We start from the raw sequence: 26,994 nt of genomic DNA on the forward strand, positions 1-26,994 counted from the left end.
ATGAGTTTTATTGACAACCTTAAAACCAAGTAATACAATAGGAATATAAGTTGATATTCACAAATAAACGAAAAGGAGTTGTTCAACATGGGAAAAGTTTATAGCGCACAAAACGTTGCTGCTTACATCATCTATGAATTAAATGAAGAAAAGGAATTCGTGAACGCTTGTTCAATCCAACAAATTTTGGCGGATGTGAATGCGATGTGGCACAGCGTTTTTGGACACCATGCTTTCTCAGAAACAACTCATGATTTTCTCAAATTTGGCTACACGGTACAAGAAGTAGCAGATGAATATAAAGAGCATGGTACAGCACATATTTTAGAACCTGCAAAAGAATGGTTTTTAAAATATGGTGAATTTCAATTAGTGCAACGCCCATACGCAGTGCCTAATTTTTCAGTGAAAGAAGAAATTGTGATGCATAAAATTTTAACTGCCTACCGTTTACGTACCTATAATTTAGTAAATGTGGCCGTTTGAAATATTTCTCAAGCACTGGTAAGTCCCCCTTGCCGGTGCTTTTTGCTATTTTATAATAAGATTTGAATGATTAATGACTTTTTACAGAAAACAAATGTCTTTCTAGGAGAGATTTTTCTTGTTTTCGTGTATTATATAGGATAGAATTTTCTTTAAGATAAATTATTTGAATTATTTATTAATTTCTCGGACGCAATTACGCCGAGGTGAAATTGAATATCGTTTGTTTTTTGAATTTGGAGGAGAAAGGCATGGCAACAATCAAGGCAGCCATTTTAGGATTTGGCACAGTAGGTCAGGGGATTTACCATATTTTAAATGAGAAGAGGCAGGAGCTCCGCGAAAAGTTAGGCGTTGAGCTAGAGGTCGCAAAGATTTTGGTAACAGATGCGAGCCGTGAGCGTGTACCGGGCACAAAGCATTTAATGACAGAGTCAATGGACGAGGTTTTAGCAGAGAAGGGCCTACAAGTCGTGTTTGAGGCGATCGTCAATGAAGAGCCAGCATTTGGCTATTTAAAACGTGCGGTGGAAGCAAAATGCCACGTGATAACAGCAAACAAAGTAATGTTTGCGAAGCGTGGAGAAGAATTAGAGGCTTTAGCAAAGGCAAACGGTGTGTTCGTAGGGTTCGAAGCATCCGTAGCTGGCGGTGTGCCGATCATTAAAACAATGAAAAATATTTTACTTGTTAATGATGTGAGTCGCGTACAAGGTATTTTAAACGGAACGACAAATTATATTCTTACAAAAATGCGTGCAGAGGGCTGGAGCTTTGAGCAGGCATTACAGGAGGCACAGCGCTTAGGCTATGCAGAGGCGGACCCATTCAATGATGTGTCAGGTCAGGATGCCTTTAAAAAATTGATGATTTTATCGAGCCTAGCATTTGGTGAGCAGCCAAATTGGTCAGATGTAGAAGTCATTGGAATTGATACAATTTCTTCAGAGCAAGTGGCAGACGCAACGGCAAAAGGCTTACGCTATCGCCATGTTGCTGAAGTAGAAAAGTTAACAGATGGCACAATTCAAGCAAAAGTTGCACCATTATTAGTGGATAAAGATCATCCGCTTTATCCGGTTGATGATGTGTTCAATGCGGTTGCGATGGAAACAAATTATATCGGGACACTGTCGATTACGGGACCGGGTGCAGGAATGTATCCAACAGCGAGTGTGATGGTAGAGGACTACGCAGAAATCATCGGAAAGCGTGCGGGATTTACAGTGACAATCTAAAAAACAAGCGAACTCAATAGGTTGAGTTCGCTTTTTTCATGTTTTTTTATTAATCCTCGTCCTTCACGTCCATATCCTCAGGAATCGGTGTGTTGCGCCAGATTTCGATTTCCTCTTTAATGCGTTCTAATTGTTCGTGGTAGGTGTCAAACTGCGCGCTATTAATTAAAAAGCTCTCCCCATCATGAACAGCTTTAATACGCCCCTCATAAATGTATTTTATAATTTGATGCTCGGGCATACCGATATCCTTAGCTGTTTCTTCAATTGATTTAAACATGTGATGGTCTCCTCCTTTTAATTGTTGTTAGTATTCATTATAATCGCATTTAAAGTAAACTGCATCTCGATATGTAATGGCAAATGAATAGAAATCTTCAGAATTTCTTAAGAATTTCCATAGCCAGTTATTAAGAACTGTAACTTATTATAAAACTATAAGAAAAAGTAGTGAGGTGAGCTTGATGAGTCAGCTGACAGTGTTAGTAACGGATGATGATAAAGACATTCGTGATGGTATTGAAATTTATTTGAAAAATGAAGGGTATCATGTATTGAAAGCAGCGGATGGGCTTGAAGCGATCGAGCTGTTAGAGAAAAACGAAGTACATTTAATTATTTTAGATATTATGATGCCGAAAATGGACGGCATTACGGCAACCTTTAAAATTCGAGCAGAGCGCAATATTCCCATTATTATGCTGAGTGCAAAGGCCGAGCAAACGGACAAGATTCATGGCCTTTCTGTTGGGGCGGATGATTATATTACAAAACCATTCCACCCATTAGAGCTGATGGCACGCGTCAAATCGCAGTTGCGCCGCTATGTCAATTTGGGGAATTTTGGGGATGCAGCGCAAGTGGATGGGCTAGAGCTTGATGTAGCTGCGCGTGAAGTACGGGTGGACGGTGAGCCTGTGAAATTAACGCCAACCGAATATAAAATTACCGAGCTGTTACTAAAAAATGCTGGACGTGTCTTTTCCATCGGTGAGATTTACGAGCTTGTGTGGAATGAGCCAGCGTATAATGCCGAAAATATTGTGGCTGTCCATATCCGAAAAATCCGAGAAAAAATTGAAGCCGATCCGAAAAATCCACGCTATTTAAAAGTTGTGTGGGGCTTAGGTTATAAAATTGAAAAATAAAGCATTGTCTTGGATTGGTGGCATCGCGGCAGTGGTTGGTGTGTATTATCTCGGCACGTATTTTATGGATTATTTAACAGAACGCTTCGTCCCCTTAGTGAAGCAATTTCTATACTTTTTATAAGGAGGAATGGTAAATGAAAAACAAAAAAACCCATCTCCAACTTTTTCTTATGTTTGTTGTGGTGTTTGCGATTATGGTTGTCTTCGTACAAGGGAATCGCTATTTTGGAAAAAACTATTTCGAGTCCAATTCATTCGATTCGGAAGCAGAGCAATTTGCGTTAGCTGTTGCGCGCTATGAAATAAACCCGTTAACAAAAGAAGATTTTTCGGAGGTTTTAGAGGTAACAAAAGATGAAATCCAGCGTTATCGTTTGTATTACGGTACTTTAGCAGAGCAAATTCAAAATATTAAAGACCAATATGCGGATGATATTAATAACGCACAGGATGAGGATGTACTACAGGCATTAAAAAATGAACGTGACGCAAAGGTGGCAGATATTCAAAAAAACTTTGCAGATGATGCCTATGTAGCGGATAAAATTAAAGTCATAAAAGAAAATGTCGTCAATGAAATTTTAGAAGACGAAAAGCAAAAGGAACAGGCATTCTTTGCTGAGAACAAGCAATTTGCCTATGAGTTAAAGGATAATCAATCTGAGTTAACATTCAAAAAAGGGGATGTTAATGCCGCAAAAGTCTTTGAGGAATCCATTAACAATAATGATTTCGGTACACATACGAAATCGGTTAATTTATACGAATATGAGCAAGCCGGTTATTTAGATAAAACGTATACCATTGAAAAAGACTATTCGACCATTTCAGGGACGGTGACGATTCCTAAATCCATGCTGTCAAAAACAGAATTTGGTCATGATTTGCAGGCATTTACAACGGCGAAATATATTTACTATAGCTTTATCCTTGCAGGTATTGTGAGTTTGATCCTGTTACTAAAGGTTTTTCCATTCCGTCCAGAAGAAATGAACATTCAGAGTATGCTACGCGATGAAATAAATCGCTTACCAATCGATCTAAATGCATTCATTGTCGGGTTCGTGGCCTATCTTACATTAAGGATTATAGGCAACATGACGTATGTTGGGCAATCTATTGCGTATTATTTCCAAGGTCAAAATTATTATATGAACTTTATTGAAAATCTATTTAGCATGGTTGTAGCCTGCGCGATGTTTGTATTAAGTGTTCACCTGCTCGTTTGGATATGGGCACGTATGAAAGCATATAAAACGGATGATAAAATATGGGAAAATACATTCCTATCAAAGCTTGTGAAGACCTGTATCGCGGTGTTTGAAAACCGTTCGATGGGCATACAATCCCTTATTTTATTACTGGTGATTTTCCTTGGGGGCTTTGGTGTACCGGTCGTTATGATGACGGGGTCGTTTGGTGTTTTACTATTTTATATGTTCCTATTTGCTGTATTCTTCATTCCGGCGCTGTATATTTTCTTGCGTCGTATTGGCTACTTAAACCGCATTATGAAGCATACGGACGATATGGCGCATGGTCGCTTAACAGAGGATTTGAAGGTCAAAGGGAAATCACCATTAGCGAAGCATGCACAGAACTTGAATGGTCTACGTGAAGGGGTTCGCACAAGCTTAAATGAGCAAGCAAAGAGTGAACGCTTAAAAACGGAGCTCATTACGAATGTTAGTCATGATTTACGCACACCGTTAACATCGATTATTACGTACACAGATCTCCTGAAAAATCCAGATATTACAGAGGAAGAGCGTAAAAAATATATTGATATACTAGATGCAAAATCAGGTCGCTTAAAAACATTAATTGAAGATTTATTTGAAGTGTCGAAGATGGCAAGTGGCAATATTGAAATTTCGAAGCAACGTGTTGATCTTGTTCAGCTATTGCAGCAGGCTGTGGGCGAGCATGAAGAGGACTTTGTGAAAGCAAATTTAGATATGCGTGTTACCATTAGTGAACAACCGATTTTTGCTTACGTGGATGGGCAAAAATGGTGGCGTGTTATTGATAATTTAATCGTCAATGCCCGCAAGTATTCATTAGAAGGTACGCGTGTCTATGTGAACTTAAAAGTGAATAATGGCAATGCCGAGTTAACTGTAAAAAATGTGGCGAAATACGAGCTAAATGAAGATGCAGGGGAATTAATCGAGCGCTTTAAACGTTCTGATACATCGCGCCATACAGAGGGCTCTGGTTTGGGGTTAGCCATTGCCCAATCAATTGTTGATCTACATGGCGGTCAATTAGATATTGCTGTGGATGGTGATTTATTTAAAGTTACAGTATTTGTACGCGCGGAGAGATAGCATAATGGGATGTGTTAAAGGGTTTTTTACCTTTAGCACATCCTTTTTTAATGCGGTACATTCTTAATCTATAGTAAAATAGCAGTTAACTAAAAATAACAACAACGATAGGAGCAAACATTATGCGGGTAGTAGTTGGCATCATGGCGATAGCAATCTATAGTGGTATCACGATCTATCTTGGCTGGAATATGCGCGCGTGGCTTTTATCGATGCAGGCATATCGTTGGCCGTATTTATTTTGGGGCGTATTATTTGTCATTGCTTTTGGCTATTTGATTGGAAAAATGCATAAAGTGTTAACACCGTTTAGTGTGCTCGGAAGCTACTGGATGTTCGTTTTACAATATGGGCTGATGCTCTGTATTTTGGGCAACCTCATTGTTTTATTGACACCCCTTTCTGTAAAGGTCGTGGGCACGGGTGTTATTGGGATCCTGCTTGTCCTCTTGATAGCGGGTACTTATTTTGCCTATACACCAGTCGTGCGTCATGCGACAATAGAAATGAAGAAGCCGGGGGAAGATATGCGTGTTGTAGTGGGGTCGGATTTTCATTTGGGCTTGCTAGCTGGGAAGGGACATTTAGCAAAATTTGTAGCATTATCGAATGAACAGCAGCCGGATTTGGTGTTACTCGCAGGGGATATTGTCGATGATAGCCCGCAGCGTTTTATTGATAAAGGTATGGGAGATGTCATGAAAAATTTGCAGTCTACATATGGTGTTTATGGCGTGCTCGGCAATCATGAGTACTACGGCAAAGAAATTCCAGCATTTAAGAAGGCAATGCAAGAGGCGCATGTGCAAATTTTGATGGATGAAACTATTTTGGTTGCAAACCGTTTGTATTTAACAGGAAGAGAAGACGTAACAAATAAACAGCGCTTGCCAATCCGTGCTTTGCAACCGGACGAAAAAGAGTTACCATGGCTTATGATGAATCATACACCAAATGATTTGGATGAACCGGCGAATGCGGGAGTAGATCTCCATATATCAGGTCATACGCATAAAGGGCAAATGTGGCCCAATCATTATATTACGCAAAAGGTATTTGAGCTCGATTATGGCTATCGTCAAAAGGGAGCGATGCATGCACTTGTATCCAGTGGCTTTGGTTTTTGGGGGCCACCCACGCGCATTGGGAGTCAATCTGAATTGTGGGTAATTGATATAACATTTGGTAAGTAATTTATGGGGAAAAGGAGATTTCTTGATGGAGTGGTTTGAGTTATTAAAGGCGTTAATATTAGGGTTTGTAGAGGGGATGACAGAATTTGCCCCGGTATCGTCTACAGGACATATGATTATTGTAGATGATATGTGGCTGCAAACGAAGGAATTTCTAGGCTCGGGCTCGGCGAATACATTTAAAATTGTCATTCAGCTCGGTTCGATTTTAGCAGTTGTTGTCGTCATGTGGAAACGTATTTTAAGTATCGTAGGCTTGTATAAAATGGAAGGCCAACAATCGCAGCGCTTTAATTTAGGGCATGTAATCGTGGGGATTATTCCTGCAGGTGTGTTCGGTGTTCTGTTTGAAGATTTTATCGATGAAAATTTATTTAGTATTAATACGGTTATTGTTGGTTTGATTATCGGGGCGATTTTTATGATTATTGCCGACAAGTTTGGACCTAAGAGACCAGCGATTACATCATTGGATGAAATTTCATATAGTAAAGCATTAAAAATCGGCTTGATTCAATGTTTATCATTATGGCCAGGCTTTTCACGTTCGGGCTCAACGATTTCGGGTGGTGTTTTATTAGGGTTAGACCATAAAACGGCGGCTGACTTTACATTTATTATGGCAGTACCGATTATGGCAGGGGCAAGTGGCTTATCGCTGGTGAAGAACTGGGATCAAATCAATATCGATCACCTATCATTCTATGTAGTGGGCTTTGTTAGTGCCTTTATCTTTGCATTATTGTCAATTAAATTCTTCTTGAAATTAATTTCAAAAGTAAAGCTAATGCCATTTGCCATTTATCGAATTGTACTTGCTTTAGTGTTGATTTTCGTTATATTTGTATAATTTTTAAGAGACGTCAAATTGTTGTCAAAATTTGGCGTTTTTTTATTACCCTTTTCTCCGTGTTTTCTTGTAATAAATGGATGTATAGCCTATATTGGATTATAAAATGACTGAATAATATGGAAAAAGAGGGGGGAAATCGTGTTTTCTTTTAAAAAAAAGTCGACTGTTGCTAAGTTGGAAAAAGTAGATTTTCAAAATGTAGGCATCTTTATTACGAATCCAGATCGACTTGCACAAATGCAAATTATTGGATTAAATATGGAGGATTTGAAATTATTAAGAACGATTAAACCATTTGTCGAAGTGCGGATTTTAGAGGTGGTACAGGCATTTTATTCGACAATCGAAGCAGTTCCTCAGTTTAAAGACATTATTACTAAAAATAGTACATCTGAACGTTTACGCCAAACGCTGCGTCACCATATTGTTGAAATGCTGGAGGGCAGAATTGATGATAAGTACTTAGAAAATCGACGTAAAGTATCACTTATGCATGTGCGAATTGGGCTTTCGACAAAGTGGTATTTAGCCTCTTTTCAAAAGCTAGAGGCCAGCTTACGTCAAATTGTCTATTCACTTGATGTGGAATCTGAGCAAAAGCAAAAAATGATTGATGCCATTGGGCGCGCCTGTAATTTTGAGCAGCAGCTCGTATTGGAAGAATATGAACTTGTTTCAGCCGGGATTCAACAGCAGCAACAAGAACAAATTAAACAAGAAGTGAAATCGATAGTCGGTACTATTTCACAGGATTTAGAGCGTCAATCCCGCGATACGAATGAGACCGTATTGACCATGATGGAGCATACGAAAGCAGTGGATCAATATGTACATAACAGTATCGAGGCTGCAACGGATACGAAAATGGCTTCCAAAGAGGGCTATGAGCAGATGGTACTAATGACGAAGCAATCGAATGAAATTAATGAAAAAACGGTCGAAATGTCGCGCATGGTGGAGGCGTTGAACAATTCTTCGACAGAAATTTATGCAGTTATTGAAATTGTGAAGGGGATTGCGGGTCAAACGAATTTACTCGCATTGAATTCGGCCATTGAAGCAGCACGTGCAGGCGAGCATGGGAAGGGCTTTGCAGTTGTTGCCGATGAGGTACGGAAGCTAGCGGATCAAACGAAAACATCTGTAGAGCAAATTGCGGGGTTAATTGCCGTTTCGGGAAATGTGACCAATGAAGTGATTGAAGCCATTCACCATATTCAAGAGCTTGTACAAAACGGCATTTCACAAAATGAGCACTCCATCCGTGCGTTCGACAAAATTACTACGGCAGTCGATGGAACGATAGATGACTTCGAACATGTCGGTAAGCAAGTACGTGAGCTGAAGCATGTCGTTGAAACCATTGGCGAATCGACCAAATCGCTTGAGTATGCAGCCAGTAAGCTAGAGGAAACGATTCAAACATTTTAAAAAAGCGCGGAAACCGTTACGAAATGTAATGGCTCCGTGCTTTTTTGTTTGTTAAGAAAATTATAGATATTCGCATTGTGTATAACTTTTTAGCAAAGATTTGCTTTACGTCTAGGCTAAAGCGCCAGCCCCTCGGTCATTTCGAACCCTCCTGCAAAAGTGGTGGAGCGTTTACTTTTGCGTCGGGCCCTCCAATGCCTGTCGGAGCTGGACGGGCGCTTTAGCGCTTTTGTTCTATCAAATTATTTATTGAACATATCGAACAGTCCGCCAATACCGCCTTCACCTGAGTTTTGACCGCCACCGCCTTGGGAAACCGGAGCTGCTGCGAATACACGGCTTGCTAGACGGCTAAATGGTAATGACTGTACCCAAACCGTTCCTGGACCAGATAATGTAGCGAAGAATAAGCCCTCACCGCCAAATAGCGCTGTTTTAACGCCGCTAACCATTTCGATATTATAATGAACATCCTGCGTCATGGCGACTAAGCAGCCCGTATCGATACGTAATGTTTCGCCTGGCTGTAATTGGCGTTCATAAATGGTACCACCAGCGTGCACGAAAGCCATCCCATCACCTTCAAGCTTTTGCATGATGAATCCTTCACCACCAAAGAATCCTGTGCCTAGTTTTTTCTGCAGCTCGATGCCGACAGAAACACCCTTTGCTGCTGCTAAAAAGGCATCCTTTTGACAGATGATTTTGCCGTTGAGCTTACTTAAATCCATTGGAATGATTTTACCTGGATAAGGCGCTGCAAAATAAACTTTTCGCTTGTCGTGCCCTTCGTTTGTAAAGGTTGTCATAAATAAGCTTTCGCCTGTAATAAGACGTTTACCTGCACCGAGTAATTTTCCCATAATGCCAGAGCCTTGGTTGCTCGATGCGTCTCCAAAGACCGTTTCCATGCGAATGCGGTCGTCCATCATCATTAAGCTCCCGGCCTCAGCAATTACCGTTTCCTGCGGGTCTAATTCTACTTCAACGAACTGCATGTCATCTCCGTGCAATACATAATCGATTTCATGATTTTTCATGTTTTTTGTCCCCTTTAAATAAACTATTTCTATAAGTTACGTTTTGTTGCACGAGAAGTTTCAGAAAAAAACGATTTAGTAGCTCATTTTTTATAATTGTCAATTAATCTCGGTTTATATGAATAATGTTTTAGAGAAAAAAAGGGTATAAGTGAGAAAATGTCGAATATTAAAAGATAAATATGAGTTTGTGAGGTGGCGAAATGGAACTGTTAAATTTTATTGGTGGTCAATGGATTGAAAATGAAAAATTACAGGAAATCCCTGTTGTAAACCCAGCAAATGGGGAGCAAATAGGAACGGTCCCGCTTTCAACAAAAGAGCAAGTCGATTTAGCTGTACAAAAAGCAAAGGCTGCACAAAAAGAGTGGGCGCTCATTCCAGCCCCAAAGCGTGCAGATTATTTATATGAAATTGCGTTTAAATTAAAGGAGAAAAAAGAGTACTTAGCGCAAATGCTCACAAAAGAAATGGGCAAAGTGATTGAAGAGGCACGTGGCGAAGTACAAGAAGGGATTGATATGGCGCTGTATATGGCAGCAGAGGGTAGACGACTCTTTGGTGAAACGGTGCCATCTGAATTGCCCAATAAATTTGCGATGAGCGTACGTGCGCCGATTGGGGTAGCGGGGCTCATTACACCGTGGAATTTCCCGATTGCCATTGCGACGTGGAAGGCATTTCCTGCGCTCGTTGCAGGTAATGCTGTTGTGTGGAAGCCGTCCAACGAAACCCCTATTATGGCCTATGAACTCGCAAAAATTTGTGAGGAAGTCGGGTTGCCAGCAGGTGTGTTAAATGTTGTATTTGGCTCAGGTCCGACAGTAGGGACGGCGATGATTGAGCATCCAGATATTCGCATTATTTCTTTTACAGGCTCTACTGTTACAGGAAGTAAGGTGGCTGAGCTTGGCGGCAAGCATTTAAAGAAGGTATCACTTGAAATGGGTGGTAAGAATGCAGTCATTGTGATGGATGATGCGGATTTAGATTTGGCGCTAGAAGGCATTTTATGGAGTGCTTTTGGGACAGCGGGTCAGCGTTGTACAGCATGTAGCCGTGTGATTGTGCATAAAGATGTAAAACAGGAGCTTGAGCAGCGTTTAGTGGCGTTAACGAAAGAATTACTTGTTGGGGATGGCTTAAATCCAGCGACAAAGGTTGGACCCGTCATCAATAAGGCAGCGCTCGAAAAAATCAATCATTATGTTCAAATCGGTAAGCAGCAAGGGGCAATCTTACTAACAGGCGGCAATATTTTAAATGAGGGCGACCTCGCGAATGGCTACTATTTTGAGCCGACTATTTTTACGAATGTAGAGGCTACAAGTATTTTAGCGCAGGAGGAAATTTTTGGTCCGGTCATTAGCATTATTGAAGTTGCGAATTTAGATGAAGCGATTGAGGTGAACAACGGGGTGAAGTTTGGCTTATCGAGCTCGATCTTCTCGCAAAATGTGAATACTATTTTCAAAGCACAGCAGCTACTGGATACAGGGATTGTTTATGTGAATGCTGGTACGACGGGCGCGGAAATTCACTTGCCGTTTGGTGGTACGAAGGGTACGGGGAACGGCCATCGTGATTCTGGCCAAGCAGCACTTGATGTTTACACGGAATGGAAAAGTATATACGTAGACTATAGTGGCAAATTACAGCGCGCACAAATCGATAACAATGCATGAAGTCCGCGATTGCGGGTGTCATAGATTACATTTACTTATTCTACAAACAAAGGGGATGTTTATATGAAGGTAGTAGTGTTAGGTGCAGGTTTAATGGGGAAAGAAGTTGCACGCGATTTAGTGAACAGTCATGATGTCGAAAACGTATTATTAGCGGATGTATCAATCGAAAAAGCGCAGGCATTCGTGGATACACTGAATACGAATAAAGTGGAAGTAGTACAGCTAGATGCGGATAGCGATAAGGACTTACGCGATGTCATTTCGCGTGGGGATATTGTCGTCAATGCACTCTTTTATACATTTAATGAGCGAGTAGCACGTGCAGCGATTGATGTAGGGGTGCATGCGGTTGATTTAGGTGGTCATATTGGTGGGGTGACGGAGGCTGTTTTACAGTTAAATGATCTAGCCGTGGCTAAAGGGGTTACAATTGTGCCAGATTTAGGCGTTGCGCCGGGCATGATCAATATTTTGGCGGGCTATGGTGTGACAAAATTAGATGAAGTCGATTCGATTAAGTTGTACGTAGGGGGGATTCCGACAGAGCCGAAGCCGCCACTCCATTATACGCAGGTATTTTCATTAGATGGTGTATTCGATCACTACACAGAGCCTTCAAAAATGATTCAAAAGGGTGTGCTGTCAGAGGTGCAATCATTGACAGGCATTGAGCCAATTTATTTCGATGAATTTGGTGTGTTAGAAGCGTTCTATACGTCAGGTGGCATTTCGACATTATACAAAACCTTCCCCGATGTCAAAACATTAGAATACAAAACAATTCGCTATAAAGGACATGCTGAAAAGTTCCAGCTGCTTGCGGAGTTAGGTTTTTTAGACAAAGGGAATGTTGTCGAAGCAGGTGGGCATGAGGTCAATGTTCGTGAAGTCACACGTGAAGTTTTAAAGAAAAAGCTAGATTTAGGGAAGAAGGTTGACGCGGTATTATTACGTGCGATTATTTCTGGTGAAAAATCAGAAGAGCAAATTACGTATGAATATGAAATGGTTGTACGGAAGGATTTAGAGAACAATGTGACAGCAATGGCGCGTGCAACCGCCAATACGATTTCAGTTGTCGCACAAATGATTGGTAAAGGCTCCATTATTGCACGTGGTGTATTTGCACCAGAAACCGTTGTACCAGGTAGAGAGTTTATTCAGGAGATGGCTAAGCGTGGTGTTGTAATTAAAGAAACATCACATCGTTCATCCATGATTGTAAAATGGTAGGAGTGATCATATGAACTTCGAATATACAGCAGAACAAACGCTTTTACGACAAACCGTACGCCAATTTGTGGATGCCGAAATCATGCCAAATATTGCGCAGTGGGATGCACAGGGCGGCTTTGATCAAGGGATTTGGAAGCGTTTAGCGGAACTAGGGTTGATGGGGGTATGTGTACCTGAAAAGTACGGCGGTGCAGGGATGGATTACAACTCACTGGCGATTGTATGTGAGGAGCTAGAGCGTGGGGATACGGCGTTTCGTACAGCGGTTTCTGTGCATATTGGGCTAAATAGTATGACGCTCATGCAATGGGGGACAGAGGCACAAAAGCAAAAGTATTTAACACCTCAGGCAAAGGGAGAAAAAATCGGTGCGTTTGGGTTAACAGAGCCAGGAGCGGGTTCGGATGTGGCGGCCATGAGCTCCTATGCAAAGCGTGAAGGGGATTACTACATTTTAAATGGTCAAAAAACGTGGATTTCACTTTGCGACGTAGCGGACCATTTCATTGTTTTTGCTTATACGAATAAAGAAAAACGACATTATGGGATTTCAGCCTTTATCGTTGAACGTGACTGGGTAGGCTTTAGCTCGAAGGCCATTAAAGGGAAGTACGGAATTCGTGCGGGCAATACAGGTGAATTATTTTTCGAGGATGTAAAAATTCCTGCCGAAAACTTGCTCGGTGAAGAAGGAGAGGGCTTTAAAATTGCGATGTCAGCGCTGGATAATGGACGATTTACGGTAGCTGCAGGCGCGGTGGGCTTAATGCAGGCGTGTATTGAGGCAAGTGTGAAATATTGTAAGGAACGCGAAACCTTTGGCAAGCCGATTGGAGAACACCAGCTTGTAGGGCAAATGCTCGCAAAGATGGAAGCCGGCTACGAAATGAGCCGTTTACTTGTATACCGCGTTGGCGAGCTAAAAAATGCAGGTGTACGCAACACGCGCGAAACATCGCTTGCAAAATGGCAGGCCTGTGATTTTGCGAACAAGGCAGCAGATGATGCGATGCAAATTCATGGGGCATATGGCTATTCCGATGATTATCCAGTGGCACGCTATTTGCGTAACTCAAAAGCGCCGGTGATTTATGAAGGGACGCGTGAAATTCATACGATTATGCAGGCGGATTATGTGCTAGGAAAGCGTGAAGATAAAAAGCTGCGCTGTATGCTACCAAGCTGGCCATTTGAATAATTTTTTGCGATAAAACGAGATGGAATGATAAATTTCTCTCGTTTTTCGTTTGAGCAAAATATTTTTAATAAAATAAAGAAAATTCTGTAACTTTATCATTAGTCGCAAGTCTAATTGAGTATATATCGTAAAAAATGAAGGAGGGGTAATAATGAAGAAGGGCAAGATTTTCGGAATAGGCATTGCATTAGCATTAATGGCGATTGTCGGGTTGTCATCGCTGTTTTATGTTACAAAGGATACAGCCTATGCAAATGGCGTCATCTTTGAAGGGGAAGCGTATACCGTACAGCTCCCAAATGCATTGACGAAGGACAGTGTCACAAACGGGGCGGTAATTGTAAAAGATGCGAATGGGAAAGTAGTACAGGCAACACTTACGCTGGATACTACGGCAAAAGTGTTGACGGTAGAGAATTTGAAGGCTGGACAATACGAGGTAATCATTAAGAAAAATGCCTATGCCAAAGCATCAAAATTTGTGCGTGAGCAAAGCATTCCGCTAGATGTGATTCAAAAGGTGAGTGCCCTGAAAACAGAGGCGGATTTACAGGCTTATTTTAAAGGGTATCTTGCGGCTGAAAATGCGCGCTATCAAGGGCGCGGGGAGGAAAGTACACAGGAGTTTTCAAGTGCTGAGAGTGAGAATAGTTCAAGTGATAAAGCAAGCGGTGGTCAGAGCTATTCAACGACAAACAACCAAGTGGAAGGTATTGAAGAAGGCGACATTACGATTACAGATGGGAAATACATTTACACAATTGTCGATAATAAAATTATGATTGTGGATGCGAAATCTTTAAAAATGGTGAAGCGTTTAACGGTTGGTAAAGAGATTTATCCCACACATTTAATGCTGCATAATGAGCTATTAGTTGTTGGTTATACAGCCTATGTGGAAACACAAAAAGAATCCTATTACGATTCGAAATCGGTAACAAAAGTGGCATTTTATAATGTCAAAGATGCCGCAAATCCAACGCTTGTGCGTGAGGTAGGGCAAGATGGTGACCTTACGAATATTCGTAAATTAGGGAACTATTTATATGTAGTTTCAAGCAAAACACCAAATTACTGGATGCTGCCAGAAAATCAAGAGGTGGAATTACGCCCTGCAACCTATGATGGCGGTAAAGAAAAGCTCTTACCGGTTGATCAAATTCGTCTTTTACCTGAAAGCAATCAACCGAGCTATTTAATGGTTTCGGCGATGGATATCAGCAATATTAAATCCAATGAATGGAAAACCGTGAGCTTTTTAGGGAACAGCGGGCAAATGTACATGTCTGAAAACGCGATTTACATTGCATCGATGAACAATCAATTCTGGCCAACAGTTGATATTGCGGTCGATTCCACAGAGAGAGCCAGTGTACCTGTACAAAGTAAAAATGAAACGACGCTTTATAAAATTGCCATTGCGAAAACAAATATCCGCTTGGCAACAGAAGGTAAGGTGAAAGGTTCGGTATTAAATCAGTTTTCGATGGATGAGCATAACGGCTATATTCGCATTGCAACGACAGAGGGCAATGCTTGGGGTACGGATGCCAATTCGAAAAATCATCTCTTTATTTTAGACGAGAACTTAAAGCAGGTCGGTGCAGTCCATGATTTAGCGCCAGGAGAACGTATTTATTCGGCACGTTTCATCGGTGACAAGGCGTATTTAGTAACGTTTAAAGAAACGGACCCACTATTTGTCATTGATACGAAAGATCCAAAAGCACCGAAAGTATTAGGGGAGCTTAAAATTCCAGGCTTTAGTAATTATTTACACCCGATCGATGAAAACCATTTACTAGGTATCGGCTATGATACAGAGGTGCGAATGGAGCCAGGTGTGAAGGAGCCAATCGTGCTAACAAAAGGTATGAAGTTAAGCCTATTTGATGTATCTGACTTGAAAAATCCGAAAGAAAAGCAAGCAGTAGTAATTGGTGGGCGTGGTACGTATTCATCGGTGCAACATGACCATAAAGCGCTATTTAGAGACCCACGAAATCATTTATACGGCTTCCCGGTGACAGTCTATTCAGAAACGGATGAACAAGACCGCCTGAAATACGAGGGAACGGGTGCCCAAATTTATCAAGTAACCACTTCGGGCATTAAATTAGTGGGGAATTTATTGGAGCAAGCGCGCCCAGGGGAGCAATATGAGGATGCATACAATGTCGTACAGCGTATGCTTTATGTTGAGGATGAGCTATACGCGGTATCTCGCTCGAAGGTGACGAGCTATAACGGCAAAACCTATAAAAAGCAACAAACGCTTGGATTTTAAGGAGTAACTAAAAATCTGTGTCAGGGCAAATGTTCTGATGCAGATTTTTTTCATTTCTTAAGAATATCTTCATTTTTGTCATGCGAAAACCTTAAGATTTAACCTTTACACTGTAAGTATAAAGGAGTGGAGAGCGATGATTGAAGTGAAAAATGTCCAGCATACGTTTTTAATTGGGAAAAAGGGGAAGGAAAAGCGCGTGCCTGTATTGCGCAATGTTTCATTAGAGGTGCCATCAGGCGATATTATTGCGGTCGTCGGGAAAAGTGGCTCGGGGAAATCGACGCTGCTGCAAATATTGGCGGGTTTTATGAAGCCTGAACATGGCTCGATATGTGTCAACGGTCAGGAAATTGCGGCCTTTACCGAGGCACAGAGCGCGGCCTTTCGTCTCAAAAATTTCGGTTTTATCTTTCAAAATTTTCAATTGATGCCAAGTTTGACCGCGTTTGAAAATATTGAACTACCGCTTAAATTACAGGGCATCAGTCCAGCCATTCGCAAAAGCCGTGTCGAAGAAATAATGGCGCGTGTGGGGTTAGTGGAGGTGAGCGACCACTTTCCAAATGAATTATCAGGTGGTCAGCAGCAGCGTGTGAGTATTGCGCGTGCATTAGTTACGAAAGCGCCGATTTTACTTGCGGATGAGCCAACAGGGAGCTTAGATTCTGAAACCGAGCAAGAAATTTTAGCATTGATAGAGCAGCTCAATCGAGACTTAAATTTAACATTTGTCATTATTACGCATGATGAGGAAGTGGCGAATATTGCCGATCAGCGTTACCGCATGCATGATGGGGCGTTAGTGAAAGAAGGTGTCGTTCATGCGATTTAAAGATCAACTTGATTTTGTTATGCAGCATATTAAGAAAAATAAATTACGTGTTTTTATGACGGTGTTAGCTGCAACGATGGGCTGTGCGTTTTTAATCGTATTAGCATCAGTTGGCTTTGGCTTACAGGCATCGATTGAAAAGGATATTTTATCGAATGATAGTGTGACAAAAATAGAAGTACAAAGCAGCCAATCCCAGTTTACCGAGGAAGAAGTGGCTGAAATTCAAGCGGTAGAACATGTACAAACCGTGCTAAAAATAACAAATATGAATACAGAAGCGCAAAGCTTTTTTGAAGATCGGGATACAATCGGTAGTGTATCGTTAACGAATTTTAACGATTTACAGCAAGTAGCCGATGATTTATCGACGGGTGTGTATCCAACAAATGCAAACGAGATTTTAGTCGGCTATCATTTCGCACAAACGCTGTTAAATGACGCGGATCGGAAACGAATCGAAGAAAAATCATTAGAAGCACAGGCAAATGGTGATTATTATGATGGTTCTGAAGAGGGTTATAAAGAGTCCCTTCTAGGTAAAGAAATCGAAGTGGCATTCCGTTCTTATGAGGATGTCTCGAAACAAACCGAGCGTCAAAAATTCAAGATTGTTGGTGTGCTTGCGAAGCCTAGCTATGAATGGGCGATTGATAATAAAATGTATCTATCTGATGCAGTGGCACCAAAGCTAGAAGAAAGCTTTGGACAAGCGTTCCCAGAGCAACAAGAAGCGCTTTATTTTGATCGTTTTGAAATTTATGCAACAAGCTTAGAGTATGTGAAGCCGATATTAGAGGAATTACGCGATAAAGGTTTTGGTGTCTATTCGGTAACGGAGCAATTAGAGGAGCTCAATGTCTTTTTCTTAGTATTAAAGGCAGGACTTATTTTTGTAGGGACCATTGCGGTACTCATTGCATCGATTGGGATTTTCAATACGATGACGATGGCTGTAACCGAACGTACGCGTGAAATTGGGGTGTTAAAGGCAATTGGCGCAAGTCCGAAGCTGATTCAACGATTATTCTTAATGGAGAGCATGTTTATTGGTGTCATTGGAACGGTCATTGCTGTTGCGATTTCTTATGCGGTAAGCTTTGCATCCAATGCGTTGCTACCAGTTGTATTAAAGGCAGCAACAGGTGAGGAAAGCTTTGATGGTATTCAGTTTTCTGCAATTCCGTGGCAGCTCGTTGTCATTGCGGCAGCGATTAGTATCGGGGTAGCGATTATTTCAGGTGTGCGCCCTGCACGAAAAGCGACAAAAATTGAAGTGATGCAAGCCTTGCGTCAAGAAGCATGATGAAAATGAGGTATCCGAGAGCATATTCTTGGGTACCTCATTTTTCAATTGGCTACTAATAATTCAAGGAGTCGTAATTGCCTCTGATGTTCCAGATAGGCTTGCTCTGCCTGCTGTAAGGTCACCAATTCAAATGTAAGACTTTGCTTTGGCGTGAGCTGTGCAGCGTAGGGTAAATCTGCGGCAATGACTTGAGCGATTTTTGGATAGCCGCCCGTTGTTTGATGATCCGCCATTAATAAAATCGGTTGACCACTAGCAGGAAGCTGAATGGTACCGAATGTGACAGCTTCGGATAATAGCTGTGACGTGTTGGCTGCTGCGATCGGTTGCTCACTTTCTAAGCGATAGCCCATGCGATCTGAGTTAATAGAAATGGTGTAGGGTTGCTGTAAAAATAGTTGCTGTGCTTGCTCACTAAAATAAGGCCATTCCGTTCCTTGTAAAATGCGAACAGGCCGCGCTTTATAGAAATTGTGTGTGTAAACCTGTAGAGGCTTAAAGCGTTGTGCTGTACGTTCATAAGGAATCGCGTCGCCTGTTTGTAAGGGCCGCCCTTGAAAACCACCGAAGCCTACCTTTATATAGGTGCTCGTGCTATTTAAAATGGGTTTAATGGTAAATCCACCTGAGATACTTAGATAGCTGCGTGCGCCTTGTACAATCGGACCGCATGTTAACAGATCATTTGGCTGGATTGGGATGGCCCGGTTCATCGGGATATCTTTGCCGTTGAGCTTAGCTTGCATCATACCACCTGTTAAGGCGATGGTCGTTTCCTTTGTAAATTGAAATTGTCCACCAATAAGCGTCATTTCCAAGGCAGGTTTGTTGTGCTGTTGGAGTAAAGCATTGCCGATGCGATAAGCAATCATGTCCATGGCGCCGCTTGTAATGACGCCGTATTGCTGATAGCCGAAGCGTCCAGCATCTTGAATGACTGAAAAAATACCGGGCTTAATGATAATTAGCATGACGAGTCCTCCTTAACGGCGATGAAGCGCACCCGATCGCCGGCTTGTAATAATGACGGTGGCTGTTGTTGGAGTGAAAAGAGCGCTGTCATCGTGCGCCCAATAATTTGCCAACCACCCGGAGTTGCAAACGGATAAATCCCGGTTTGTGTGCCGCCAATACCAACTGAGCCTGCCGCGATTTCGAGGCGTGGTATTGCGCGGCGCGGTGTGGCGATTCGTTCATCAAGTCCGCCTAAATAAGGAAATCCCGGTGCAAAGCCGAGCATATAGACAAGGTAATCGCGCGATGTATGGCGTTTGATGACCTCCTCTGTCGTTAGCTGATTGTAGTCGGCCACTTCTTGTAAATCGGGTCCGTAGTCACCCCCATAAATGACGGGGATTTCAATGATGCGCCTTTTAATGGCTGAGATTTGCTCCTCTGTAGAGAAAAGGGGCGTGACGTAATTTTGTACTTGTTGTGCAATAGTACTTGCATATGGTAATCGTTTTTGCACGATGAAAGGATCGTAGTAAATACAAAAGTTCGTGTAGCTTGGCACGATTTCAATGAGTCCGGGAAAGGGCTGTTGAAGTAATGCGTTCATCGCGTGCTGAATTTGATTTTGTATTTGGTCGTTCATAATGGAACCAAATTGAACAAACAGTGCTTGTTCGCTCAATTGTTTGAATTGAATGGTTTGCATACATTCACCTCGTTATTGGAATCGTGCTTATTGTATGGCATGATAATAGCATAGTTGTTGGAAAATTCCAAAAAGGCAGGGGACGCTGTTGTTAAAGGTAGATATGAACTGTGACTTAGGTGAAAGCTTTGGGCGCTATAGGCTTGGCGAGCAAGAGGCCATTTTACAATATGTGACGAGTGCGAATATTGCATGTGGCTTTCATGCGGGCGATCCATCGGTTATGCGGGAAACGGTCGAGCTTGCTTTGAAGTACGATGTAGCGATTGGTGCGCATCCGGGGCTACCGGATTTAAATGGCTTCGGTCGTAGAGAAATGGCGATTTCTGCACAGGAGGCCTATGATTTAGTCGTCTATCAAATTGGCGCGCTGCAAGGCTTTTTAACGACTAAAGGGGTGGTGATGCAGCATGTCAAACCACATGGCGCTCTTTATAATATGGCCGCGAAAAATCGTGAGCTGGCACAGGCGATTGCGCAAGCGGTGTATGATGTTTCCCCAAAGCTTCGGTTGTATGGTTTGGCAGCGAGTGAGTCAACGGCAGCTGCGGAGCGTATTGGGTTAAAGGCAGTGCATGAGGTGTTTGCTGACCGCACCTATCAAGCAAACGGTGCATTGACGTCACGCCGTGAAAAAAATGCCCTTATTACCGAGGAGGCACAAGCTATTGCGCAAATAATTGAAATGGTAAAAGAAGGTACCGTAACCTCCGTCCAACAAACAAAGGTGCCAATACGCGCAGATAGTATTTGTATCCATGGGGATGGGGCGCATGCGGTGGCATTTGCAAAAGTAGCACGCACACAGCTAGAAGCACAGGGAATTCGCATACAAGCATTCGAAAAAAAGGGAGCGTCCGAATAAATGGACACTCCCTTTCATTTTAATAATAAGGTAACACTTCAGAAACGGTTACAAATTCATAGCCCTCGCTTTGTAAATATTGGAGCACGGGCTCAAGTCCATCTGCTGTTGATTGGTGGATATCATGCATTAAGACAATGGCGTTATTATGTAATGATTTTTGAATCATCGGTAATAGCTTTGCTGGGTCATGGTGCTTCCAATCGAGCGTATCAATCGTCCAGTTCACAGATCTACGTGGAATGAGTGCGCGCACGGAGTCGTTAATGGCTCCATATGGTGGACGGAAAAAGGCTGACGGCTGACCGATTGCCGCTTTGATCGCTTGCTCGGTTGTTTCGTATTCCTTTTTAATAGCCGCGGCCGACATTTTCGTCAGTACGGGATGTGTCCAAGTATGATTCCCAATTTCGTGCCCCGCAACCCGGACTTCTTGTACGAGACTAGGATAATATTGGACACGGCTACCAAGCATGAAAAACGTTGCCTTGGCCTCATACTTCTGTAACAGCGCCAGGATTTGCTTCGTTACTTCAGGGTGCGGGCCATCATCGAAGGTTAAAGCAATTCGCTTATGTGATGGGTCTGTATTTTGTGTTGGTGCAGTCGTGTCCTCTGCTTCCATTGCGATTTGAAAGTTGGATGCAAGCAATGGATTAATGGATGATAATGAAATTTCTACATTTGGTAAACCCACTTCGACAGGGGCGATTTCCCCTTCATTGAAGTAGACAACAAGGGTGTCCTCTTTTAATGCAAAGCGCTCAAAGGCTTCCCAGTTTGGCTGTGTGGCTGCAACAAGCTTATCTTTGTTTAGCGCATCAGCGAATTCAGGGTTTTTTGCCATTTCGGATTGGACATGATTTGCGAAGGATTTTAAGCTTGCTTCATTATGATTGAGCAAGGTTTGCATATTGAAGGTTTCGCCTGTTTTATTGTCGATTAAAAATGTTGTAACGGTTGTTTCATGTTCGGTATTACTTAAAATGGTTTTATTAGTAAGGACAAATGAATAATACTGTTCATGTGCAAAGGTTTGGAGACTAATATTTAGCTCACCTGTTAAGTCATGCACATTTTGTTGAAGGCGCATCATGCTTATGTAGTAATCTTTTGCCTCATTTATGTACGATAACACGGTATTGTTGAACGTTTCGTGTTCAGTTAATGGGTATTGAATCGCAAAGGGCATTTGTTCGTCATTGGAAATGTCTGTAACAATGCGTACCCCCGGGAAGCTTGATTTTTCCTCTGAAATATTGGATGGGGTATCCTTTGCGCTCTGTTCTTCTGTTTGAAAAATAGGTTCATCATTTAAGACAGTTAAATACACAATAGCTGAGCCGAGTAATGCGATTGTTGAGATGAGTAGTAAGTCAATCCAAATACCACGGCGTTTGCGGTAAGGCGTTTTCATGTTGTATCGGGTTCCTTTCAAAAAAATAGGGTAATAAATGGTTCTATTATAGATGGTTTTCGGCTAGAAATAAGTTAAGGAAATACATCATTATGTAAGCATAAATTGTCCGAAAAAAGACTATGATTTTGACGAAGCTTCAAGTAATATGAGCTAAGAAGTGAAAAGGAGGTCCATCCCCTATGAATGCTGAACATAATGAAATGGCGCTTGAATGCTTTTTATTAGCAGGTCGCATCATGATGGAAAGTGGTGCAGAAACGTATCGTGTAGAAGATACGATGCTAAGAATGGCACGATCTCAAAATATGGTGGACGCGCAAAGCTATGTAACGCCAACAGGGATTATTTTCTCACTTGGTAAAACACAGCCGACAAGAATTACATCAATTTCCACGAGGATAACAGATTTACACAGAATTGTTCTTGTTAACAATGTTTCCCGTAAACTTACATCTCAAATCATAACATTAGAACAAGCTTATGACGAGTTAAAGAAGATTGAAACGACGAATTATTTTTTACCAATTATTATTCAAGTATTAGCGGCGAGTATCGCGAGCAGCTGCTTTTTACTGATGTTTAAAGGGGTATTTACAGATATTCCAGCAGCATTTGTAGCTGGCGGACTCGGGCTCTATATTGTGACAGTGATACATCAATCTACACGTGTTAAGTTTTTCTCGGAGTTTTTGGCAGCATTGGCTGTTGGATTTGTCGCATTGATGGCGGTACATGTTGGGTTTGGGACTGAGGTAGATAAAATTATCATTGGTTCGGTGATGCCACTCGTACCAGGACTGCTGATTACGAATGCGGTGCGTGATTTAATGGCGGGGCATTTTACAGCGGGTATGGCAAAAGGAGCAGAGGCATTTTTAACAGCTTTTGCGATTGGCTCGGGTATCGCGGTTGTTTTATCCTTCTAGATAAAGGGGTTTGTTTATGATTGATAGTCTATGGTTTCAACTGATAATTAGTTTTTTTGCGACAGCTTGCTTTGGGGTCATTTTTAATGCGCCGACGAAGGCAATCCCAGCTTGTGGATTTGTTGGTGCAATTGGTTGGGGAATTTACTATTTCTTATACAATAATGGGTTAGATGAAGTGCGTGCCTCGTTTATTGGTGCATTTGTTGTATCCTTAGTGGCCCATTTTGCGGCGCGCAAGTTTAGTATGCCCATGATTGTTTTTAGTGTGTCGGGTATTATTCCACTTGTGCCTGGTGGTATTGCGTACAATACGATGCGCAATATTATGGAGCTGGATTATTTGATGGGTCTACAAAATGGGATGCGTGCCTTTATGATTTCGGGTGCGATTGCGATGGGCTTAGTTTTTGCTGAAGTCATTATGCAAATCATCCTACGCTCGATGTCTCAAGGAAAAACATCGATTGATTCCTTTATTAAAGCAAAAAAAAGAAGCTCAAAAAGCTAGGAAATCTAGGCTTTTTGAGCTTTTTGAATTAGATTAAATTTGAAATTTCGCTGCTCGTTACAGGTTTGCTAATGTAGAAGCCTTGTACAGCATCGCAGCCGAAGCTTGTTAGGAGTTGCTGCTGCTCTTCGGTTTCAACACCTTCTGCGACAACGCGAAGATTCATCGATTTGCCGAGTTGAACCATCCCGTTTACAAGCAGCTGTGTTTTTTCGGATTTTAATGCAGATGTAAACGTTTGGTCAATTTTCACGATGGAAATCGGTAATAGCTGCATGTAACGGAATGAACCGTAGCCTGTACCAAAATCGTCTAACGCGAAGAGGATGCCTTCGTTTTCAAGTGTACGCATTTGCTTAATGATGCTATTTTCAGCCTCTGCTTCAAGTGCGAACTTTTCTGTAATTTCAATTTGAAGTAAGTTTGCTGGGCAGCCCGTGCGCTCTAATGTATCTAAAATTGATTTTGCCATGTTTTTATCGCGGAACTCACGTACAGAGGAGTTGATGCTCACTTTTATATTGTGACCTGCCTTTTTCCATGCGGCAGCTTGCTCACATGCACGTTCAAGCATGAAGGAGCCGATATTGTTAATGAGCCCTGTTTCTTCAGCGATTGGGATGAGCTCGTCTGGTGAGACAACCCCGATTTCTTCATCATCCCAACGTACGAGCGCCTCAACAGCAGTAACGGTACCTGATTGTATATCTAATTGTGGCTGGTAAAGCACATGTAAATTTTTTTGATCGAGCGCCTGTAATAAGCGTCTTTCAACGATTGATTTACGGTTAATCGCTGCATGTGATGATTTGGATAATGAAACAATGCGATCACCACCAGCCTCACGCACCGTTGCAATGGTTGCAAGAGACGCTTTCATTAGCTGTGAAAAGGTTGTTTGGTCTTCAGGGTAGCGCGTCATTCCCCCACTTATTGATAATGGTACGGCGACATTGCCATTATAAATAGGATTTTGCTGCAAGTACGTTAAGAAGCCTTGTGTAAACCATTCAGGTAATGGTGTAATGACAACGAATTCATTTTCATTAATACGCGCCATTGTGCTGTCTTGGAAATACATTTTCATGCGTTTCGTAAACTCCACCACTAAAGAACTATCGTCCAAATCATGGTGTAAATCTTTAATTGTATAGAATTTGTCGATGCTTAAATAGACAAATGAAAAATGACGTTTTTCCTCAATCATTGCAGTAATAATTTGGGCCAAACGGTGAACGTTGATCATGCCTGTTTCTGGGTCGATATAGGCAATTTTTTCGAGCTGGAATTGTATGCTCTTGTCTTTTGTAATATCGCGCTCGATTAAGAGGTATTGATTTTGCTCGGGCGTCGGACCAAATAGCGGGATGGCTGTTAAGTGCACCCAATATAGCTGCTCATCCTTCGTTATCTTCTGGACGTCCCCTTGCCAAATTTGCCCGCCATGCACAGTTTTCCAAATGTCTTGTGTGACTTTTTCAGATGCCTCTGTTGACGGAAATAGCTGCCAAAATGTTTTGCCAATTACGCGCTTTGGTGTCCAATGACTTGTTTTTAAAAAGGCTTGGTTCGTTTGGATAATAAAGCCGTCTTGATCTAGTGTGACAGTCATAAATGATTGGTGAATCCCGTTTTTTAAATCCGATAAATGCTGCTGTTCGGCATCGATTGAACGCATTTCGTCTGTCGGTACGCATAAAACATACGTAGCCTCTTGCTCATTCATTGTGATTGGTTTGGTATAGAGTGTGACAGATGTGATTGCTTGGTGCTTTGTTGTTATCGCGATTTCTTGTAAGCGGAGTGGCACGGTACTTGAGACAATTGATTCGATCATCGCATTATCGACTGCTGCAAAAAGTGTGTCTTCAATCGATATTTCTTTTAAACGCTCGATATCTTCCGTTGAATAGTCAAAATGTTCTAGATTCCCTTTGGCGATTGTTCCATTGGGTAAAAGAATGAAGGACGGGAAAGGAGTTACCAGCAATGTGTCCATTTCGGTTGAATAGAGTTGCTCTTTTGTCATATATCATTTCTCCTCAATGCGTAAAATAATACTATTATTATAATTAAAAAATGCCCATTAGTCACTAAATATTAAAGTAGATTATTATAAAATTAAGGAATTATAGTATTATTATACCCGTTATTGTGAATATAAAATAAATAAGGCTAGTGAAATTACTTGATTTTAGTAGTATAAGGTGGAAAGGAATATAGTTTTAGTTCTTTAGGTAATAGTATGGCTTTAGTCTTTGAATGTAAAAAGTAATGAAGCTATTTCAAATGTAACGAGTGAAACCGTAATTATCATATACCCCATTCGTTAGAAAATAATAGATTACTGAGGGCAGTTTTCTAAAAATATGAAATAAATTATCGTAAAAGTTTTCGGGAGTTGCGTTACTAGGATTGCTTGACTAAAATAATAGCATGATGAAGTTGAAGGAATTGGAGTAGAAAGAATGAATTTATCGGCAATAACAGTGTCGCTTCCACTAGATGAAGAAACATATGAAGAACTGCAAAATTTATGTGAAGTCGCGGAATGTGATGGGCATATTTATACGCAAGTCATGAATTTACCAATCGCGCGTAGCTATGAATCACGCGGATTTTATGTGTTGGTTTATGATGATGATAAAAACGAGCTGATTGGTGCGGGAACGGCGATTGATATAATGGGCTTAAATACCTTTGAATGGTCGGTGTTAGTGGCACCGATGTATCGTCAACTAGGTGTAGGCGGTGCGATTGTGAATGTATTAAAGGATGGAATGGCGGCACGCGGAAGTGAAGGCGAACTGGCGTTAACAATCGAAGGATCTCACTTTGGCAAGGAGTTTTTAAGTAAGCTAGGCTATTTATATAGCTTTTCAGAGGCGACTTTAGAAGCGAAGGCAGAGGTATTACAGCAGCCGGGAGCAGTCAAGCTTCGTCCATTTATGCAAAAGGATACGGAGGCACTTGTAACCATTTTTAGTGAGGCTTTTGGGGATATACGTGAGGAATCACTAGAGCTTATTGAATTTAACACGACAACGGAAGGGCTTGTCATGTGGACGGCGGAAGTGGGAGAGGAAGTAGTCGGAACGGTGACCACTCGTAAAGAGGGTGAAGTCGAGTGGATTACGGCCTTTGCGGTGGCGCCAAACAAGCAGGGGCAAGGGATTGGCACGCAAATTTTAAACATCGTCAAAGATTATGCGATTCGCCAGGATGAAAAAACGATACTATTAGACGTTGAAATCGAAAATGCCAGCGCATTACGCGTCTATGAAAAAGCAGGCTTCATGAAATCGATGCAGCTCGATTATTATATTTGTTTGTAAAG

General features: G+C 41.7%; 24 protein-coding genes. 18 read left to right on the top strand and 6 right to left on the bottom strand.

The features are described 5' to 3' along the window. The first annotated feature begins 87 nt into the window (after positions 1 to 87). Together MKX47_RS01720 and MKX47_RS01725 are read left to right on the top strand one after the other, a co-directional pair. Positions 88 to 486 carry a hypothetical protein gene (locus MKX47_RS01720; protein ID WP_340770417.1) on the top strand — a complete coding sequence of 133 codons (399 nt, stop codon included), beginning with the start codon at positions 88 to 90 and terminating at the stop codon, positions 484 to 486. Between the two features lie 251 nt (positions 487 to 737). Continuing rightward, on the top strand, positions 738 to 1,724 hold the full coding sequence (locus MKX47_RS01725) for a homoserine dehydrogenase (protein ID WP_340770421.1): 987 nt from the start codon (positions 738 to 740) through the stop codon (positions 1,722 to 1,724). A gap of 49 nt (positions 1,725 to 1,773) precedes the next feature. On the opposite strand, the gene MKX47_RS01730 is transcribed toward MKX47_RS01725, so the two are convergent. Further along, positions 1,774 to 2,004, bottom strand: a complete 231-nt coding sequence (locus MKX47_RS01730; protein ID WP_340770423.1) for a DNA-binding protein — start codon at positions 2,002 to 2,004, stop codon at positions 1,774 to 1,776. Positions 2,005 to 2,188: 184 nt separating this feature from the next. Between MKX47_RS01730 and MKX47_RS01735 the strand changes: the two genes are divergently transcribed. The 6 genes from MKX47_RS01735 to MKX47_RS01760 all read left to right on the top strand — a co-directional run bounded on the left by MKX47_RS01735 (position 2,189) and on the right by MKX47_RS01760 (position 8,682). After that, the gene (locus MKX47_RS01735; protein ID WP_340770424.1) at positions 2,189 to 2,872 is read left to right on the top strand and encodes a response regulator transcription factor; all 684 of its coding nucleotides are present in this window, start codon (positions 2,189 to 2,191) and stop codon (positions 2,870 to 2,872) included. After that, the gene (locus MKX47_RS01740; protein WP_340770427.1) at positions 2,862 to 2,996 is read left to right on the top strand and encodes a hypothetical protein; all 135 of its coding nucleotides are present in this window, start codon (positions 2,862 to 2,864) and stop codon (positions 2,994 to 2,996) included. The genes MKX47_RS01735 and MKX47_RS01740 overlap by 11 nt, the downstream gene beginning before the upstream one ends. A 13-nt stretch (positions 2,997 to 3,009) precedes the next feature. Continuing rightward, positions 3,010 to 5,205 (top strand): HAMP domain-containing sensor histidine kinase, encoded by a 2,196-nt coding sequence (locus MKX47_RS01745; protein WP_340770429.1) that lies wholly within the window; start codon positions 3,010 to 3,012, stop codon positions 5,203 to 5,205. 122 nt (positions 5,206 to 5,327) lie between these two features. Further along, complete coding sequence (locus MKX47_RS01750) at positions 5,328 to 6,398, top strand: metallophosphoesterase (RefSeq protein ID WP_340770432.1); 1,071 nt, start codon at positions 5,328 to 5,330, stop codon at positions 6,396 to 6,398. Between the two features lie 25 nt (positions 6,399 to 6,423). Beyond that, complete coding sequence (locus MKX47_RS01755) at positions 6,424 to 7,248, top strand: undecaprenyl-diphosphate phosphatase (RefSeq protein WP_340770436.1); 825 nt, start codon at positions 6,424 to 6,426, stop codon at positions 7,246 to 7,248. A gap of 141 nt (positions 7,249 to 7,389) precedes the next feature. Further along, positions 7,390 to 8,682 (top strand): globin-coupled sensor protein, encoded by a 1,293-nt coding sequence (locus MKX47_RS01760; protein ID WP_340770438.1) that lies wholly within the window; start codon positions 7,390 to 7,392, stop codon positions 8,680 to 8,682. A 242-nt stretch (positions 8,683 to 8,924) separates the two neighbouring features. On the opposite strand, the gene MKX47_RS01765 is transcribed toward MKX47_RS01760, so the two are convergent. Next, positions 8,925 to 9,722: a TIGR00266 family protein gene (locus MKX47_RS01765; RefSeq protein ID WP_340770440.1), complete on the bottom strand. Its 798-nt coding sequence runs from the start codon at positions 9,720 to 9,722 to the stop codon at positions 8,925 to 8,927. A gap of 203 nt (positions 9,723 to 9,925) precedes the next feature. On the opposite strand from MKX47_RS01765, the gene MKX47_RS01770 reads away from it, so the two are divergent. The 6 genes from MKX47_RS01770 to MKX47_RS01795 all read left to right on the top strand — a co-directional run bounded on the left by MKX47_RS01770 (position 9,926) and on the right by MKX47_RS01795 (position 18,272). Next, a complete protein-coding gene (locus MKX47_RS01770) occupies positions 9,926 to 11,407 on the top strand; it encodes an aldehyde dehydrogenase family protein (protein WP_340770442.1) in 1,482 nt (493 codons plus the stop codon). A 63-nt stretch (positions 11,408 to 11,470) separates the two neighbouring features. Continuing rightward, the gene (locus tag MKX47_RS01775) at positions 11,471 to 12,643 is read left to right on the top strand and encodes a saccharopine dehydrogenase family protein (RefSeq protein ID WP_340770444.1); all 1,173 of its coding nucleotides are present in this window, start codon (positions 11,471 to 11,473) and stop codon (positions 12,641 to 12,643) included. A 10-nt stretch (positions 12,644 to 12,653) separates the two neighbouring features. Then, the gene (locus tag MKX47_RS01780) at positions 12,654 to 13,844 is read left to right on the top strand and encodes an acyl-CoA dehydrogenase family protein (RefSeq protein WP_340770447.1); all 1,191 of its coding nucleotides are present in this window, start codon (positions 12,654 to 12,656) and stop codon (positions 13,842 to 13,844) included. A gap of 151 nt (positions 13,845 to 13,995) precedes the next feature. Then, the gene (locus tag MKX47_RS01785) at positions 13,996 to 16,131 is read left to right on the top strand and encodes a beta-propeller domain-containing protein (protein WP_340770449.1); all 2,136 of its coding nucleotides are present in this window, start codon (positions 13,996 to 13,998) and stop codon (positions 16,129 to 16,131) included. Positions 16,132 to 16,267: 136 nt separating this feature from the next. Beyond that, the gene (locus tag MKX47_RS01790) at positions 16,268 to 16,966 is read left to right on the top strand and encodes an ABC transporter ATP-binding protein (RefSeq protein WP_340770451.1); all 699 of its coding nucleotides are present in this window, start codon (positions 16,268 to 16,270) and stop codon (positions 16,964 to 16,966) included. Next, the gene (locus MKX47_RS01795) at positions 16,956 to 18,272 is read left to right on the top strand and encodes an ABC transporter permease (protein WP_340770453.1); all 1,317 of its coding nucleotides are present in this window, start codon (positions 16,956 to 16,958) and stop codon (positions 18,270 to 18,272) included. The genes MKX47_RS01790 and MKX47_RS01795 overlap by 11 nt, the downstream gene beginning before the upstream one ends. 44 nt (positions 18,273 to 18,316) lie before the next feature. Here MKX47_RS01795 and MKX47_RS01800 read toward each other — a convergent pair whose 3' ends face one another. Continuing rightward, on the bottom strand, positions 18,317 to 19,246 hold the full coding sequence (locus MKX47_RS01800; protein ID WP_340770456.1) for a 5-oxoprolinase subunit C family protein: 930 nt from the start codon (positions 19,244 to 19,246) through the stop codon (positions 18,317 to 18,319). Next, positions 19,240 to 19,935: a 5-oxoprolinase subunit PxpB gene (pxpB, locus tag MKX47_RS01805; RefSeq protein ID WP_340770458.1), complete on the bottom strand. Its 696-nt coding sequence runs from the start codon at positions 19,933 to 19,935 to the stop codon at positions 19,240 to 19,242. Before pxpB ends, MKX47_RS01800 begins: the two co-directional genes overlap by 7 nt. Positions 19,936 to 20,023: 88 nt before the next feature. Here pxpB and MKX47_RS01810 point away from each other — a divergent pair, with 88 nt between their 5' ends. Continuing rightward, complete coding sequence (locus MKX47_RS01810; RefSeq protein WP_340770460.1) at positions 20,024 to 20,800, top strand: LamB/YcsF family protein; 777 nt, start codon at positions 20,024 to 20,026, stop codon at positions 20,798 to 20,800. Positions 20,801 to 20,819: 19 nt separating this feature from the next. Here MKX47_RS01810 and MKX47_RS01815 read toward each other — a convergent pair whose 3' ends face one another. Further along, complete coding sequence (locus tag MKX47_RS01815) at positions 20,820 to 22,217, bottom strand: polysaccharide deacetylase family protein (protein ID WP_340770462.1); 1,398 nt, start codon at positions 22,215 to 22,217, stop codon at positions 20,820 to 20,822. 182 nt (positions 22,218 to 22,399) lie between these two features. Between MKX47_RS01815 and MKX47_RS01820 the strand changes: the two genes are divergently transcribed. Beyond that, positions 22,400 to 23,146, top strand: a complete 747-nt coding sequence (locus tag MKX47_RS01820) for a threonine/serine exporter family protein (RefSeq protein WP_340770465.1) — start codon at positions 22,400 to 22,402, stop codon at positions 23,144 to 23,146. Positions 23,147 to 23,162: 16 nt separating this feature from the next. Next, positions 23,163 to 23,657 (top strand): threonine/serine exporter family protein, encoded by a 495-nt coding sequence (locus tag MKX47_RS01825; RefSeq protein WP_340770468.1) that lies wholly within the window; start codon positions 23,163 to 23,165, stop codon positions 23,655 to 23,657. Positions 23,658 to 23,685: 28 nt separating this feature from the next. On the opposite strand, the gene MKX47_RS01830 is transcribed toward MKX47_RS01825, so the two are convergent. Continuing rightward, a complete protein-coding gene (locus MKX47_RS01830; protein ID WP_340770470.1) occupies positions 23,686 to 25,686 on the bottom strand; it encodes an EAL domain-containing protein in 2,001 nt (666 codons plus the stop codon). Positions 25,687 to 26,125: 439 nt separating this feature from the next. Here MKX47_RS01830 and MKX47_RS01835 point away from each other — a divergent pair, with 439 nt between their 5' ends. Then, positions 26,126 to 26,992, top strand: coding sequence for a GNAT family N-acetyltransferase (locus MKX47_RS01835; RefSeq protein WP_340770472.1), 867 nt, complete (start codon positions 26,126 to 26,128; stop codon positions 26,990 to 26,992). Positions 26,993 to 26,994 lie beyond the last annotated feature (2 nt).

Origin of the sequence: Solibacillus sp. FSL R7-0668, assembly GCF_038006205.1 — a bacterium.
GTDB lineage: Bacteria > Bacillota > Bacilli > Bacillales_A > Planococcaceae > Solibacillus.

Coding starts and splice junctions, on each gene's coding strand:
- MKX47_RS01765 (WP_340770440.1), bottom strand. CDS start 9,722: ATGAAAAATCATGAAATCGATTATGTATTGCACGGAGATGACATGCAG.
- MKX47_RS01745 (WP_340770429.1), top strand. CDS start 3,010: ATGAAAAACAAAAAAACCCATCTCCAACTTTTTCTTATGTTTGTTGTG.
- MKX47_RS01750 (WP_340770432.1), top strand. CDS start 5,328: ATGCGGGTAGTAGTTGGCATCATGGCGATAGCAATCTATAGTGGTATC.
- MKX47_RS01770 (WP_340770442.1), top strand. CDS start 9,926: ATGGAACTGTTAAATTTTATTGGTGGTCAATGGATTGAAAATGAAAAA.
- MKX47_RS01785 (WP_340770449.1), top strand. CDS start 13,996: ATGAAGAAGGGCAAGATTTTCGGAATAGGCATTGCATTAGCATTAATG.
- MKX47_RS01830 (WP_340770470.1), bottom strand. CDS start 25,686: ATGACAAAAGAGCAACTCTATTCAACCGAAATGGACACATTGCTGGTA.
- MKX47_RS01835 (WP_340770472.1), top strand. CDS start 26,126: ATGAATTTATCGGCAATAACAGTGTCGCTTCCACTAGATGAAGAAACA.
- MKX47_RS01795 (WP_340770453.1), top strand. CDS start 16,956: ATGCGATTTAAAGATCAACTTGATTTTGTTATGCAGCATATTAAGAAA.
- MKX47_RS01720 (WP_340770417.1), top strand. CDS start 88: ATGGGAAAAGTTTATAGCGCACAAAACGTTGCTGCTTACATCATCTAT.
- MKX47_RS01735 (WP_340770424.1), top strand. CDS start 2,189: ATGAGTCAGCTGACAGTGTTAGTAACGGATGATGATAAAGACATTCGT.
- MKX47_RS01825 (WP_340770468.1), top strand. CDS start 23,163: ATGATTGATAGTCTATGGTTTCAACTGATAATTAGTTTTTTTGCGACA.
- MKX47_RS01820 (WP_340770465.1), top strand. CDS start 22,400: ATGAATGCTGAACATAATGAAATGGCGCTTGAATGCTTTTTATTAGCA.
- MKX47_RS01730 (WP_340770423.1), bottom strand. CDS start 2,004: ATGTTTAAATCAATTGAAGAAACAGCTAAGGATATCGGTATGCCCGAG.
- MKX47_RS01755 (WP_340770436.1), top strand. CDS start 6,424: ATGGAGTGGTTTGAGTTATTAAAGGCGTTAATATTAGGGTTTGTAGAG.
- MKX47_RS01775 (WP_340770444.1), top strand. CDS start 11,471: ATGAAGGTAGTAGTGTTAGGTGCAGGTTTAATGGGGAAAGAAGTTGCA.
- MKX47_RS01725 (WP_340770421.1), top strand. CDS start 738: ATGGCAACAATCAAGGCAGCCATTTTAGGATTTGGCACAGTAGGTCAG.
- MKX47_RS01780 (WP_340770447.1), top strand. CDS start 12,654: ATGAACTTCGAATATACAGCAGAACAAACGCTTTTACGACAAACCGTA.
- pxpB (WP_340770458.1), bottom strand. CDS start 19,935: ATGCAAACCATTCAATTCAAACAATTGAGCGAACAAGCACTGTTTGTT.
- MKX47_RS01800 (WP_340770456.1), bottom strand. CDS start 19,246: ATGCTAATTATCATTAAGCCCGGTATTTTTTCAGTCATTCAAGATGCT.
- MKX47_RS01790 (WP_340770451.1), top strand. CDS start 16,268: ATGATTGAAGTGAAAAATGTCCAGCATACGTTTTTAATTGGGAAAAAG.
- MKX47_RS01815 (WP_340770462.1), bottom strand. CDS start 22,217: ATGAAAACGCCTTACCGCAAACGCCGTGGTATTTGGATTGACTTACTA.